The organism is Rossellomorea sp. YZS02 (assembly GCF_033963925.1).
In the GTDB taxonomy this organism is placed as follows: Bacteria; Bacillota; Bacilli; order Bacillales; family Bacillaceae_B; genus Rossellomorea.
Genome location: NZ_JAXBLY010000003.1, coordinates 230,459 through 244,308 on the forward strand (window position 1 = coordinate 230,459; position 13,850 = coordinate 244,308).

11 protein-coding genes are annotated in these 13,850 nt (G+C 47.5%); all 11 read right to left on the minus strand.

The window, feature by feature from the left end:
• Positions 1–491: 491 nt before the first annotated feature.
• Positions 492–1,475 (minus strand): threonine ammonia-lyase, encoded by a 984-nt coding sequence (ilvA, locus tag SLH55_RS05175; protein WP_257475038.1) that lies wholly within the window; start codon positions 1,473–1,475, stop codon positions 492–494.
• Entirely contained in the window at positions 1,475–2,080 is a 606-nt protein-coding gene (leuD, locus tag SLH55_RS05180) for a 3-isopropylmalate dehydratase small subunit (RefSeq protein ID WP_320322867.1), read from the minus strand. The genes ilvA and leuD overlap by 1 nt, the downstream gene beginning before the upstream one ends.
• Positions 2,081–2,092: 12 nt before the next feature.
• On the minus strand, positions 2,093–3,508 hold the full coding sequence (gene leuC / locus SLH55_RS05185) for a 3-isopropylmalate dehydratase large subunit (protein WP_320322868.1): 1,416 nt from the start codon (positions 3,506–3,508) through the stop codon (positions 2,093–2,095).
• A gap of 75 nt (positions 3,509–3,583) precedes the next feature.
• Positions 3,584–4,696, minus strand: a complete 1,113-nt coding sequence (gene leuB, locus SLH55_RS05190; RefSeq protein WP_219167937.1) for a 3-isopropylmalate dehydrogenase — start codon at positions 4,694–4,696, stop codon at positions 3,584–3,586.
• A gap of 59 nt (positions 4,697–4,755) precedes the next feature.
• Positions 4,756–6,303, minus strand: a complete 1,548-nt coding sequence (locus SLH55_RS05195) for a 2-isopropylmalate synthase (protein ID WP_320322869.1) — start codon at positions 6,301–6,303, stop codon at positions 4,756–4,758.
• Positions 6,290–7,321: a ketol-acid reductoisomerase gene (gene ilvC, locus SLH55_RS05200; protein ID WP_320322870.1), complete on the minus strand. Its 1,032-nt coding sequence runs from the start codon at positions 7,319–7,321 to the stop codon at positions 6,290–6,292. Before ilvC ends, SLH55_RS05195 begins: the two co-directional genes overlap by 14 nt.
• A gap of 49 nt (positions 7,322–7,370) precedes the next feature.
• Positions 7,371–7,895: an acetolactate synthase small subunit gene (gene ilvN / locus SLH55_RS05205; protein WP_044339131.1), complete on the minus strand. Its 525-nt coding sequence runs from the start codon at positions 7,893–7,895 to the stop codon at positions 7,371–7,373.
• Positions 7,892–9,613, minus strand: coding sequence for an acetolactate synthase large subunit (gene ilvB, locus SLH55_RS05210; RefSeq protein ID WP_320322871.1), 1,722 nt, complete (start codon positions 9,611–9,613; stop codon positions 7,892–7,894). The genes ilvN and ilvB overlap by 4 nt, the downstream gene beginning before the upstream one ends.
• 478 nt (positions 9,614–10,091) lie before the next feature.
• Positions 10,092–11,759, minus strand: coding sequence for a dihydroxy-acid dehydratase (gene ilvD, locus SLH55_RS05215; RefSeq protein ID WP_219167941.1), 1,668 nt, complete (start codon positions 11,757–11,759; stop codon positions 10,092–10,094).
• A 15-nt stretch (positions 11,760–11,774) separates the two neighbouring features.
• Positions 11,775–12,674: a branched-chain-amino-acid transaminase gene (gene ilvE / locus SLH55_RS05220; protein WP_219167942.1), complete on the minus strand. Its 900-nt coding sequence runs from the start codon at positions 12,672–12,674 to the stop codon at positions 11,775–11,777.
• Positions 12,675–13,415: 741 nt separating this feature from the next.
• On the minus strand, positions 13,416–13,850 hold a 435-nt coding region (locus tag SLH55_RS05225), incomplete at its 5' end, for a transposase (RefSeq protein ID WP_320322872.1).

Here is a 13,850-nt window from a genome sequence, read left to right on the forward strand (position 1 = left end):
GTTTATTTCTCGTGTACATTTGTTCTTGTATAGTGGACATTATAGTTGAAAAAATTACCTATTACAATAGGTTTTTGCGTATTTTCAGAATGTAAGAGCTTTCAAGTTTAATTGATTGTGATGTTGCTGGTTCATTCTGGTTATCTCCACGAAAAACCTATGCTTTTCAAGGATCACCTATAATTTGTTGGTCTTTTTTTGGGTTGTTGCGGTACTATTATCTGTTCTGTTATTGGAGCACTTTCCTCATTTCCTGAGGCACTTCTAATCCCGACTTGTAGATAATTGCGTCATTTTAGTGAACAATTGCGTCATTATTTTGTTTATTGCGTCTTTTTCTCGATAATTGCGTCATTATCATGTTTATTGCGCCATTTCATCTAGTAATTGCGCCTTTTTCCATTTATAGTAAATCCATCAATACCCGTACCAAATGGCTATAAACAGAGGACCGCCCCCAACTACTCACATAGTTAAGGACCGCCCCTCCTTTACACGATATGATGAAGCTGCCTGGCCATTTTGGATAAATCCCTGTACACAGGGATTTTGCTCGGATCGGCATTTCCGCCGCTGATGACACAGCCCACTTTCTTGCCTTTCACCTGAACCTTCTGGCACATGGCTGCCGCCAATGATGCGGCACCCGCTCCTTCGACCAGCGTCTTCTCCCGTTGCAGCATGAACATGATGCTGTAGGAGATTTCTTCATCCGTCACCGTGACCATGTCGTCTACATATTTCTGGATAATCGGAAATGTGAGTTCCCCGGGCTTCTTGACGAGAATCCCGTCTGCAATGGTGTGAACATGCTCCAAGGCCCCTTTATTTCTTCCTGTAAAAAAGTTATATGTTGCAGGTGCTCCCAGTGCCTGCACCCCCACGATTTGGACCCGTGGGTTGAAGGCCTTTACGGCCAGCGCCATCCCTGCGAGCAAGCCCCCACCGCCGACGGGTACGAGGATCATGTCCAGATCACTGAGTTGTTGAAGCATTTCCAGTGCGACTGTCCCTTGTCCAGCCATCACTTTATGATCGTCAAATGCATGAACATACGTCGAGCCTTTTCTGATTTTCTCTTGGAGTGCTGCCCCGTAGGCTTCTTGATAGGTGTCTCCTGTCAATACGATTTCAGCTCCGTAGTGTTTCGTTGCCGCAACTTTGGTAGAAGGCGTCCGCTTCGGCATGAAGATCTTCGACGGAACCCCGCGCTTAGAGGCGGCCAATGCCACCCCCTGGGCATGATTCCCTGCCGATGCGGCAATGATGCCCTTGCCTGCTTCCGCGTCAGATAATGACATGATTTTATTCATGGCGCCTCTCACTTTGAATGATCCTGTTCGCTGCAGATTCTCCATTTTCAAATAGATTTCTCCACCCGTGTACGCATTCAGAGTAGATGATTGCTTTAACGGTGTTCGATGCACCTGATGACTGATTCGTTCCATCGCTTCTACAACTTCAGTGTTATCCATTAAATTCCCAAGTCACTCACCTCATATTTTTTTTCGTAGTCTTCGATATGTTTTCCGTAATGCAATGTCAGATCGATTTCATCCAATCCCTTTAACAACATCGTCTTCCAGTAAGGATCGACATCAAACGTGACACGGAGTCCCTCTGAATCACAAATGGTCTGATGCTCAAGGGACACTTCGATTTTATATAAATCTACCTGACTCTCATTTTTCAAAAGGGCATCCACTGTTGCTTCATCCAGCTGAATGGGAAGAATCCCATTTTTTAAACAATTATTATAAAAAATATCAGCGAAGCTTTTTGCAATGACCACTTGAAACCCATAGTCCTGAAGGGCCCACGGTGCGTGCTCCCTTGATGAGCCGCAGCCGAAGTTCTTTCCACCAAGGAGAACCTCGGCATCGTGATATTGGGGGGTATCCAATAAGAAGTCTTTCCTTAAGGATTTCCCATCGTCTTCAAATCGCCAATGATAAAACAAATACTGGCCGAAGCCTTTCCGTTCGATCCTTTTCAGGAATTGTTTCGGGATGATTTGATCCGTATCTACGTTGTCTCTCCTGAGAGGAAACACTTTGCCTTCCACATGATTGATTGCCATGGGGTTCACCTCCTATGAAATCGGCAGTTTCTCAAGTTTACGGACATCTGTCAATTTACCGGTCACGGCAGCCGCTGCCGCCATGGACGGACTCAGCAGATGGGTTCTCGATCCATTTCCCTGCCGGCCTTCAAAATTCCGGTTGGAGGTAGATGCACAGCGCTTGCCCGGTGGAACGATGTCGTCATTCATGGCCAGGCACATGCTGCATCCTGCTTCCCTCCATTCAAAGCCCGCATCTTCAAAGACCGTATGCAGGCCTTCCGCTTCTGCTTCTTGCTTCACTTTATAAGAGCCTGGAACGACCAAAGCCGTGACGCCTTCCTTGACTTTGTGGCCCTTCACCACCTCAGCCGCCGCTCTCAGGTCACTTAAGCGCGAATTCGTACACGAACCGATGAACACATAATCAACCTCGATGTCCTCGATTCTCATACCAGCCTCAAGTCCCATATAATGAAGGGCCCTCTCCACTCCTTCTCTATCAGAAGGATCGCTATACTTATCCGGGTGAGGGACGGACCTCGAAATCGCAGCCCCCATACCGGGATTTGTCCCCCACGTGACATGCGGCTCGATTTCTTCACCCTTCACGTAGATTGTGTGATCATAGGCTGCGTCGCTGTCACTCGAAAGGGCTCTCCATTCTTCCTTGCACTGTTGGAATGACCGGTCTTTAGGTAGATATTTTCTTCCTTCTAAATAGCCAAAGGTCGTTTCATCGGGACTGATCAAACCTGCCTTCGCACCGGCTTCAATGCTCATATTGCAAACCGTCATTCTTTCTTCCATGGACAGATTGCGGATCACATCACCGGTGAATTCAATGACATATCCAGTCCCAAACCCCACTCCATAAGCGGAAATGATGTTCAGGATCACGTCTTTTGCCGTGACACCGAAACCAAGCTCCCCTGATACTTCCACTTGAAGGGTTTTCGGTTTCGATTGCCAAAGGGTCTGGGTCGCCAGCACGTGCTCCACTTCACTCGTCCCGATCCCGAAGGCCAGTGCGCCGAACGCACCATGGGTTGAAGTGTGACTGTCCCCGCAAACAATGGTCTTCCCTGGCTGGGTCAAACCAAGTTCCGGCCCGATGACGTGGACGATCCCTTGATCGGGGTGATGTATATCAGCAAGGGTGACGCCGAATTCTGCACAATTTTTCTTCAGTGTATCCATTTGCAGTCGTGCGATTTCATCTCTCACAATGTGTCTCTCCCTTGTCGGAACATTGTGATCCATGGTTGCGTACGTTAAGTCCGGTCTGCGAACGCTGCGATCTTTTAAGCGCAGCCCTTCAAATGCCTGGGGGGATGTTACTTCATGTACAAGGTGCAGATCAATATAAAGTAAATCCGGCTTTCCCTCTTCTCTGTGCACAATATGTTTTTCCCATATCTTTTCGATGATATTTTTCCCTGCCATGAACTCCCTCCTGGTTTGGTACAATTTTATTTCCATAACGTCCGTGCTCCCGGGCTTCGACCCTGCGAACCAATTTTATAAGTAAGCCGCCAAGATTGAAGATAGGGCGTGATCGGCTTCCAGTCGCTCCACCACCATCTGGCTCATGGTACCTGTACCGACAACGGTTCCACGCCCCATTGTCCAAAGGTCTCCTGTACGGTATCCTGCATTCAAGACTTCCTGGACGGCCATTTCAATCATTTCCGCTTCTTCTTTTAAACCGAAGGAATGACGAAGCATCATGGCTACCGACAAAATCATGGCAAGAGGATTGGCTTTTCCTTTTCCTGCAATATCAGGGGCTGACCCGTGAACCGGTTCATACAGTCCGAAAGAGTCTCCCCTCAGGCTTGCGGATGGCAGCATGCCCAGTGAGCCTGTGATCATCGAGGCTTCGTCGCTCAGGATATCCCCGAACATATTCTCTGTCACCAGCACATCGAATTGCTTCGGCTGATACATCAGCTTCATCGCCGCTACATCAACCAGCATGTGCTCCACTTCTACATCCGGATATTCAACCGCCACTTCATTCACGACTTCCCGCCACATTCGACTAGTTTCCAAAACATTTGCCTTGTCGACGGAGGTTAATTTCTTCTTGCGCTTCTGAGCAAGCTTAAAGGCTTTGTGGACAATCCGTTCGATTTCACTTTTTTCATAGACCAGTGTGTCAACGGCTACTTCATCCCGTTTCCCCTGGCGACCGGACGGCTGACCGAAGTACAATCCTCCTGTCAGTTCGCGGACAATCACTAAGTCTACCTCTTCCACGATTTCGCGCTTTAAAGGAGAGGCACCGAGCAGGCTCTCGAATGCCTTCACCGGGCGCAGGTTCGCGAATAAATCGAACTCTTTGCGGATGGCCAGGAGCCCTTTTTCCGGACGGGTTTCCTTCGGCAGATGCTCCCATTTCGGTCCTCCGACAGCACCTAATAGGACTGCATCACTCCCTTTGCAAAGCTTGATCGTTTCAGGAGGTAATGGCGTACCAAAGCGATCTACAGCAGAGCCGCCGATGTATCCTTTCTCCACTTCGAATTCATGGCCGAACCAATCACCCACTGCCTTCAGTACTTCTAATGCCCCGTCCATAATCTCTTGACCGATACCGTCTCCTGGTAGTACAGCGATTTTTTTCTTCATTAGAATTACCTCCTGTTTATTGGTTTTAGGGAAGGCCACTGACTTCAGGGACCTTGATCTTACAAACTGGCTTCTACTCTTTCCCTTTGTTGAGATTTCCGTTGAGATAGTCGGTTCACTGCGTTTAAGTACGCACGGGCCGATGCTTCCAGTACATCCTGGGCCGTTCCGCGTCCGCTTGTCTTTTCTCCGTCATATTCAAGTCTTACATATACTTCTGCCAGGGCATCCCGGCCCCCGCCGACCGAGTTGATCTTGTAATCCAGCAATCTTGAAGACTCTGGAAGGATTTTCTCGATTGTGTTGTAGATGGCTTCTACACTTCCTGATCCCGTTGAAGCGAGCCTTGTTACGCTTCCGTCCTCGAACTTCAACTCGATTGTGGCTGTCGGTATATTGTCCATGCCGTATTGAACCTGCATTCGTTCTAAAGTAAAACCGACAGATTCGGCCATCTCCGTCTGCTTATTGGTCAGGATGCTGAAGAGATCTTCATCGACGATTTCCTTCTTCTTGTCTGCCAAATCTTTAAACGTATGAAATGCTTCATTCAGTTTTTCATCACTCAGGTCAAAGCCCAGTTCGACGGCCTTATTTTTGAAAGCATGGCGGCCTGAGTGTTTCCCGAGTACCAGACGATTCGAGTTTACTCCGATCAGTTCCGGAGTGATGATTTCGTATGTCGTTTTTTCTTTCAGTACTCCATCCTGATGGATGCCTGATTCATGGGCAAAGGCATTGTCACCGACGACTGCTTTATTAGCTGGTACCCTCATTCCCGTCAGCTTGCTGACAAGAGAACTGGTTTTCTTAATTTCGTCTAATTTAAGCCGGGTTGTCGCTCCGTAAAAATCTTCACGGATCCGAAGTGCGACCGCCACTTCCTCCAGGGCTGCATTACCGGCACGTTCACCGATACCGTTAATGGTCCCTTCAATTTGGTCGGCTCCGTTTTCGATGGCTGCAAGGGAGTTGGCAGTCGCCATACCAAGATCATCATGACAGTGTGCCGAAAGCTTCACACCGTCGATATTCGGGACGTTTTCCCTTACGTATCGAAACAGTTCGCCGTATTTATGAGGGGTGATATACCCCACCGTATCAGGGAGATTGATGACTGAAGCTCCCGCATCAATGACCCTTTCCATGATTTTGACCAGGAAATTGAGATCCGACCTGCAAGCATCTTCTGCCGACCACTGAACGACGGGGAAGAATTTCTTCGCATATTGTACGGCCTGGACGGCGGTATCGATGACCTGATCCGGTGTCATCTTCAGCTTATGGGTCATGTGGATGGGCGAAGTGGCAAGGAAGACATGCAGCCTTGGTTCCGCCGTTCCTTTCAGGGATTCCCATACTGCATCAATGTCTCTTTGCTGAGCCCGCGCCAGCCCCGTTACGGAACTGTTTTTAATAGTGGAACCGATCCTCTGTACAGCATCGAAGTCTCCTTTTGAAGCTGCAGGAAATCCAGCTTCAATAATGTCAACACCCAGTCTTTCAAGCTGCTTCGCCACCTCGATTTTTTCAATCGTATTCAGATTCACACCGGCTGACTGTTCACCGTCCCGTAGAGTCGTGTCAAAGATCTCAATGGTTCGCACTCGCTACCACTTCCTTTTCTTTAGTAGAAGGTTTCTGTACAAATGGCATCATTTTACGAAGCTCCCTGCCAACGACTTCAATCGGATGCTGGCTCTCACGTTGGTTGATGGCGTTGAATTCCGGTCGGTTTGCCTGGTTCTCCAGGATCCATCCCTTCGCAAATTTTCCTGTTTGGATATCCGTCAGAACTTCCTTCATGCGGGCTTTCGTTTCTTCGTTCACGACCCGTGGTCCTGACACGAAATCCCCCCATTGAGCGGTATCGGAAATCGAATAGCGCATTCCTTCCAGTCCCTGCTCATACATCAGGTCGACGATCAGCTTCAATTCGTGTAAACACTCGAAATAGGCAACTTCTTTTTGATAACCGGCTTCGACAAGAGTTTCGAACCCTGCTTTGACAAGGGATGTCACCCCTCCGCAAAGGACCGCCTGTTCCCCGAATAGATCGGTTTCCGTTTCTTCCTGGAATGATGTTTCTAGGATTCCGGCACGCCCTGCCCCTACACCCTTTGCATAGGCTAGGGCCAGTTCAGCTGCTTGGCCGGTAGCGTCTTGATAAACCCCGAAAAGTGCAGGTACACCGGCTCCTTCTTCAAACGTCCTTCTTACGAGATGCCCCGGTCCTTTCGGTGCTACAAGGAAAACGTCTACGTCTTCCGGCGGAACGACCTGATGGAAATGGATATTGAATCCGTGTGCAAATGCCAATGCCTTTCCTGCTGACAATGCCGGTTTGATTTCCGCTTCATACACTTTCGGCTGATGCTCATCCGGCAGGAGAACCATGATGACATCTGCCTGTTCGCTCGCTTCCCGCACGGAGTAGACATCGAAGCCGTCTTTTTCCGCCTGGTCCCATGACTTTCCTTTTCGCAATCCGACTACAACATCAAAGCCGCTTTCCTTCAGGTTCTGCGCATGTGCGTGACCCTGTGAACCATAGCCGACAACCGCTACTTTCTTCCCTTTTAGAACCTCTTCATTTACATCTCCGTTATAATATACCTTTACCATTTCCCTCATCCTCTCCATTTTTTGAATAATAAGTTTTTTTAAGTTACTTCTAATTCACAATCGAATACTGTTTCAAATCCGTGACCGATTTTCCATTGCCCCTTGCAAATGCCGTGATGCCGGTTCGGGCGATCTCTTTGATTCCATAAGGTCTTAACAGGTCAATGATCGCTTCGATCTTGGATGTCTCCCCGGTTACCTGAACTGTTACGCTGTCCCTTGCCACATCAATGATCGCGGCCCTGAACGGTTCAACAATGCCGTTGATTTCGGATCGGGTCTGGCCTGTACTCAGGACTTTGATGAGGGCCAGTTCCCTGGCGACCACTCCTTGATCGGTGATATCGGACACCTTGAGGACATCAATCTGTTTATGGAGCTGCTTTAAGAGCTGCTCGATTTTACGATCGTCCTCTACATTGACGACAAAGGTCATCCGCGAAATTCCTTCGACTTCTGTATAACCGACGGAAATACTTTCGATATTAAACTGACGTTTTGTAAACAATCCGGTCACCCGATTCAAGACACCGCTTCGGTTATGAACGAGGGCCGTTACAATCCGTTTCCTCATGGTTTCACTCCTAACATTTCGTGTAATCCTTTTCCTGGAGCCACCATCGGGTAGACGTTTTCCTTCGGATTCACCCAGCAATCGATGAGAACCGGTTCATCACTCGTTAATGCCGCTTTTAAAACCGTATCTACTTCTTCCTGGGTTTTCACTTGATACCCTTTGATTCCGTATGATTCAGCCAGTTTCACAAAATCAGGCTGGGTGGAAAAAACCGATTGTGAATATCTCTCTTCAAAAAATGTTTCCTGCCACTGTCTCACCATGCCCAGTGTGCCGTTATTGAGAAGGACCACTTTCACAGGAAGGTTCAATTCTTTCAGGAGAACAAGCTCCTGAAGAGTCATCTGGAATCCACCATCTCCTACAAAAGCAACCACCGTGCTGTCGGGATTCGCTAATTGAGCACCGATCGCTGCCGGGAACCCGAATCCCATCGTGCCGAGCCCACCGGATGTAACCCAGTTATTCGGCTTTTTAAAAGAATAGTACTGCGCCGCCCACATTTGATGCTGTCCGACGTCCGTTGTGACGACCGCTTCCCCGTTCGTCATTTCATACACCTGCTCAATGAGGCGTTGGGGTGATAGGACATCATGTGCCTGGTTATACCAGAAAGGATATTCCCTTTTGTAAGAGCGCAGATGATGATGCCAGGCATCAAAATCAGGCTTTTCCGTTTCATGCTGCAGAATTTTTGCGAGTGCCTGCTTGGCATCGGCTACAATTGGGATCTGTGTTTCAACGTTCTTCCCGATTTCAGCAGGGTCTATGTCAATGTGGACCACTTTGGCCCTTGGTGCAAAGGTAGCGAGATTCCCAGTCAACCTGTCATCAAACCGGGCACCGATATTGATGAGCAGATCACATTCGTGGATGGCCATATTACTGGCATAACATCCATGCATGCCCGCCATGCCCAAGAAAAGTGTATGGTCTGCCGGGAATCCCCCTAAACCAAGCAGGGTGTGGATCACCGGAATGTCATATTGTTCTGCGAATGCCTTCAATTCTTCAGTTGCTTTCCCATGAAGGACTCCAGCTCCCGCTAAAATGACGGGCTGTTTCGAAACCTTGATGGCATCCACCAGCTTCTTGATTTGGAGAGGATTCGGGTAAAAGTTAGGCTGATATCCCGGTAAGTCCATTTCCACTTCATGTACCGCGAATGCTTGCTGCAGAGTCAGATCTTTCGGAATATCCACGAGTACCGGTCCCGGTCTTCCGGTTGAGGCTATGTGAAAAGCCTCCTTCACGATCCTCGGTAAATCTTTAATATCCCGAACCTGATAATTATGCTTGGTGATCGGCATCGTAATCCCCACTACGTCCGCCTCCTGGAATGCATCGGTTCCGATCACCCCTGAAGCTACCTGCCCCGTGAACACTACCAGTGGAAGTGAATCCATCATGGCATCCGCGATCCCTGTCACAAGATTCGTCGCTCCAGGTCCCGATGTCGCAATGACGACACCCGGTTTTCCTGATACCCGGGCATATCCTTCCGCCGCGTGGATGGCCCCTTGCTCATGACGGGCGAGTACATGCTTGATCGGGGCTTTGTAAAGAGCATCGTAAATCGGCAAAACCGCTCCCCCAGGGTACCCAAACAGAATCTCGACCTTTTCCTCCTTCAAAGCCTTCATGAGCATATCAGCACCGTTGACGTTTTCTGTCAGTGTCTGTGAAGCCGGTTCTGCCTCAACTTTTGCTCTCATTGCGTATCTCCTCCCTTTTTTTAAAAGCGCAGGCGGCTCGGTCAGGCCCGACAAGCATAAGGCAAGGTCGCTGAAAAGCGTTTGTTGCCTTTTTGGCGAGATTGACTTATGACCTCGAGGGACTAGCCACCGGAGCTGGATATATTAAAACGCATGCTTTATTCATCCACCTTTTGCAAACAAAAAAGACCTTTCCACCCACTACGTCAGAGTTCATCTTTCGCAGGGGCGAAAAGGTCTTTATCCTTTCCACGGTACCACCCTAGTTCAGAGATGCCAGTGCATCTCCCTTTGCAGGCCGATCGGTTTCACCGGCCTTTGTTTTTGTAACGAGTATCATCTACTCGATCGTTCCTACTTACAGAGTTCAGAACGATACTCAGAGGGGATGTCGGTATTGGATGTATTACTGGTTCTCAGCACCACCAGCTCTCTGAAAATACGATTCCCAATCCTTTTACCTCTTCAACGCTTTCCATTATTCCGTTTTCAAGATTCCACCGGTGCTTGCTGATGTCACAAGCTTCGCATATCTTGCCAGATAGCCTTTTTTGATTTTCGGAGGAGGCTGTACCCACTCCTGATGCCTGAATTTCAACTCTTCTTCTGATACCATAAGGGAAATCGTCCGGTTCGTCAGATCAATGAAGATGGCGTCTCCATTTTCCACGACACCGATCGGTCCTCCTTCAGCCGCTTCCGGGGAGACGTGACCGATTGAAATACCACGGGATGCTCCTGAAAATCGTCCGTCGGTCATGAGGGCGACTTTCTTTTCGAGTCCCCTTCCAGCAATGGCTGCTGTCGGTGCGAGCATTTCCGGCATTCCCGGACCACCCTTTGGCCCTTCATACCTGATGACCACAACATGCCCTTCTTTCACTTCCCCACTTTCGATTCCGGCAAGGGCATCATCCTGGGATTCGTAGACAATCGCTTCTCCCATGAATGTTTTAATCGATGGATCGACTGCCCCTACTTTGATGACCCCGCCGTTTGGAGCGATATTCCCGAAGAGGACGGATAATCCTCCGACTGGACTGTGGGCATTCTCCCTGCGACGGATGACATCATCATTTTGAATATGGGCATCCTTCACATTTTCATAAAGGGACTTTCCTGTAACCGTGATGCGATCCTTGTGTACAGCTTCCATTTCACAAAGTTCTTTAATGATGGCGCTGACCCCTCCGGCATTGTGTACATCCTGCATGGAGTAATCGGAGGCCGGGCTTATCTTGGATAGATAGGGTACACGCTCAGCAACTTTATTGATCCGGTTGATGTCGTAATCGATTTCCGCTTCATTGGCAATGGCCAGTGTGTGAAGGACGGTATTGGTCGATCCCCCCATGGCCATGTCCAGTGCAAATGCGTCATCAATCGTATCCTCCGTTATGATATCTCTTGGCTTGATATCTTTTTTCACCATTTCCACCAGGTGTTTTGCTGCATCCTTGATCAATTTGTGCCGTTCTTCTGAGGTGGCTACGATTGTTCCGTTCCCCGGTGGAGCCATTCCAAGCATCTCCATCAGGGAATTCATGGAGTTCGCTGTGAACATCCCTGAACAGGATCCGCATGTCGGACATGCATTGGCCTCGATATCAAGAAGCTGTTCTGCCGTCATCCTTCCTGACTGATGGGCACCGACCCCTTCAAAAACAGATACGAGTGATAATGGCTTTCCTTCACTTGAAACCCCTGCTTCCATAGGGCCTCCTGATACGAAAACGGAAGGGACATTGGTTCTGACTGATGCCATCAGCATACCCGGTGTGATCTTGTCACAATTCGGAATGTAGAATACTCCATCGAACCAGTGGGCATTGATGACGGTTTCTGCTGAGTCGGCGATCAGTTCACGACTCGGCAATGAGTACCGCATCCCGATGTGTCCCATGGCGATCCCGTCATCAACACCGATCGTGTTGAATTCGAAGGGGATTCCTCCAGCTTCCCGGATCGCTTCTTTCACGACCTGGGCAAATCCGTTTAAATGCATATGACCCGGGATGATATCAATGTAGGAGTTACATACCCCGATAAACGGTTTTTCCAGGTCTTCAAGCTTTACTCCCGTCGCATAAAGTAAACTGCGGTGAGGAGCTCTGTCGATTCCTTTCTTGATCATGTCACTTCGCACGTCATCACCTCCAACTTAGCCGACTTGAGCATTTTGTTTGTAAACTTTTCTTCCATCCTGCGTGACAGTGTTTCTGAACTCCTGTAATAATTGGTTTGTATACTTTCCAGGCTTCCCTTCTCCGATCACTCGTCCGTCCACTTTCACAACGGCAATGACCTCGGCTGCGGTTCCTGTCAAGAACACCTCATCTGCTGTGTACACATCATGACGGGTGAACACTTCCTCTTTCATCTCGAACCCTAATTTTTCGGCAATTTCGATGATGGCATTGCGGGTGATCCCTTCAAGGGCCCCTACATATCCAGGCGGCGTCAGGATCTTTCCTTTTTTGACAATGAAGATATTGTCCGCCGATCCCTCGGCTACGTATCCTTGATCGTTCAACATCAGTGCTTCGCTTACACCGGCGAGGTTCGCTTCGATTTTAACGAGAATGTTATTTAAGTAGTTTAGAGATTTAACCTTCGGAGAAAGAACATCTGCCCGATTCCGGCGGCTCGCTACCGTCACGATATCAATGCCCGTTTCATATAAGCTTTTAGGGAATAGAGCCAATTGTTCTGCAATGACGATGATTTGTGGCTTTCTACAAGTAAATGGATCCAATCCCAAGTTTCCAACACCTCTAGAAATGACCACACGTATGTAGGCATTTTCCAGCTGATTTTTTTTCAATGTATCAACGATGATGTCACTCATTTCTTGTTTGGACATCTCGATATGCAGCATGATGGATTTTGCTGAGTCATAAAGGCGATCAACATGTTCTTCTAAACGGAATACGTTCCCATCGTACATTCGAATCCCTTCGAACACTCCATCTCCATATAGAAAACCATGGTCGTACACAGATACAACTGCGTCTTCCTTTTTTACGTATTGTCCGTCTAAGTAGATCCATTGTTCGTTCATGTTAATCATTCCTTTCCGGCTGGTAATTTATTTGATTATTCAGAAATTTATTTGTGCAACGGTAGTGCGTTGACTAATGGAGCCTGATAGGCGTGCGGCTCGATTCACTTTTCATTGCCGCTTCCCGGTGGCTCAAGATTTTTTTATTGAGGACAATATTACTCCCGTTTTCCGGGTAGGTCAACAGGCTTTTTGTAAATTATTTGACTATTTAGATTAATCTGATTATAAGTAAACGCTTACATCTTTGTCCTAATGGAGTTTGTTGCATTAAAAATTTTTTTGAGATTTTTTTATTTTCGGAGGAAAAGGAAGCTCCAGATCAAGCATGGATGCATGACATATATTTTTCGACAAAATCCTGTGGGAATGGTGGTTCGGGGAGTTTAGACACCTGTGTAAAGGCATGGGTTATTCTCATTGAAAAATCCCAGATGAGAATGCTTTTTTTCAATTCTAGAGAATGTTGTATGATTATTCATTAAAAAAGAATCAATTCCTTCACCTACGATATGATAAAAGTTTATACTTCATCCTCCTTTCACCATCTAAATGCAAGTTCTTGATTTGGATAATATTCCGCACAGAAATATATTTCCACACTTCAGACATCCTTCCATTTTAAACTCTGTACAAATAAAAAGAGGCTGGGACAAAACTAGTCTCTAATAGAAAAAAAGGTGAATTTGAGCGTGCTCAAATTCACCTTTTTTAATTTTCTTGCGTAAATTCTTCTACCGATTAGCTGTTGGCAATGAATTTTCTCAAATTCACTGCCAATAATGCAATGCCCATTTCATTTTCGACCTTCGATTTTCCTCGTACGGAAAACCGAGTGAAACGCAAATTAGCCTTCAAGAATCCAAAAACTGGCTCCACATCGATTTTGCGTTTTCGATAGATGGCTCCTGTTTTCTCCTCAGAAAGCTTCGACCTTACATATTCTTTTTGCTGCTCCCACTTTTCATTCACCATAAGCTTTCGATTATTACCTTCTTTTGCTTTGGTACATGATGAACGAAAAGGGCACCCCAAACAGTCTTCGCACTCATAGATTTTGAACTTCCGTTCAAATCCGGTACGGTCATGGCGAGTAGAATAATGCTGAAATTTAAGACGTTTTTGATTAGGGCATGTATATGTATCCGTTTCTTCTTCATACTCCCAGTTGTCGGG

Bases quoted from the DNA above. Each gene is read 5' to 3' on its own strand.
- ilvB (WP_320322871.1), bottom strand. From the start codon at position 9,613: ATGAGAGCAAAAGTTGAGGCAGAACCGGCTTCACAGACACTGACAGAA.
- ilvN (WP_044339131.1), bottom strand. From the start codon at position 7,895: ATGAGGAAACGGATTGTAACGGCCCTCGTTCATAACCGAAGCGGTGTC.
- ilvC (WP_320322870.1), bottom strand. From the start codon at position 7,321: ATGGTAAAGGTATATTATAACGGAGATGTAAATGAAGAGGTTCTAAAA.
- ilvA (WP_257475038.1), bottom strand. From the start codon at position 1,475: ATGGATAACACTGAAGTTGTAGAAGCGATGGAACGAATCAGTCATCAG.
- leuB (WP_219167937.1), bottom strand. From the start codon at position 4,696: ATGAAGAAAAAAATCGCTGTACTACCAGGAGACGGTATCGGTCAAGAG.
- leuD (WP_320322867.1), bottom strand. From the start codon at position 2,080: ATGGCAATCAATCATGTGGAAGGCAAAGTGTTTCCTCTCAGGAGAGAC.
- ilvE (WP_219167942.1), bottom strand. From the start codon at position 12,674: ATGAACGAACAATGGATCTACTTAGACGGACAATACGTAAAAAAGGAA.
- leuC (WP_320322868.1), bottom strand. From the start codon at position 3,508: ATGGCAGGGAAAAATATCATCGAAAAGATATGGGAAAAACATATTGTG.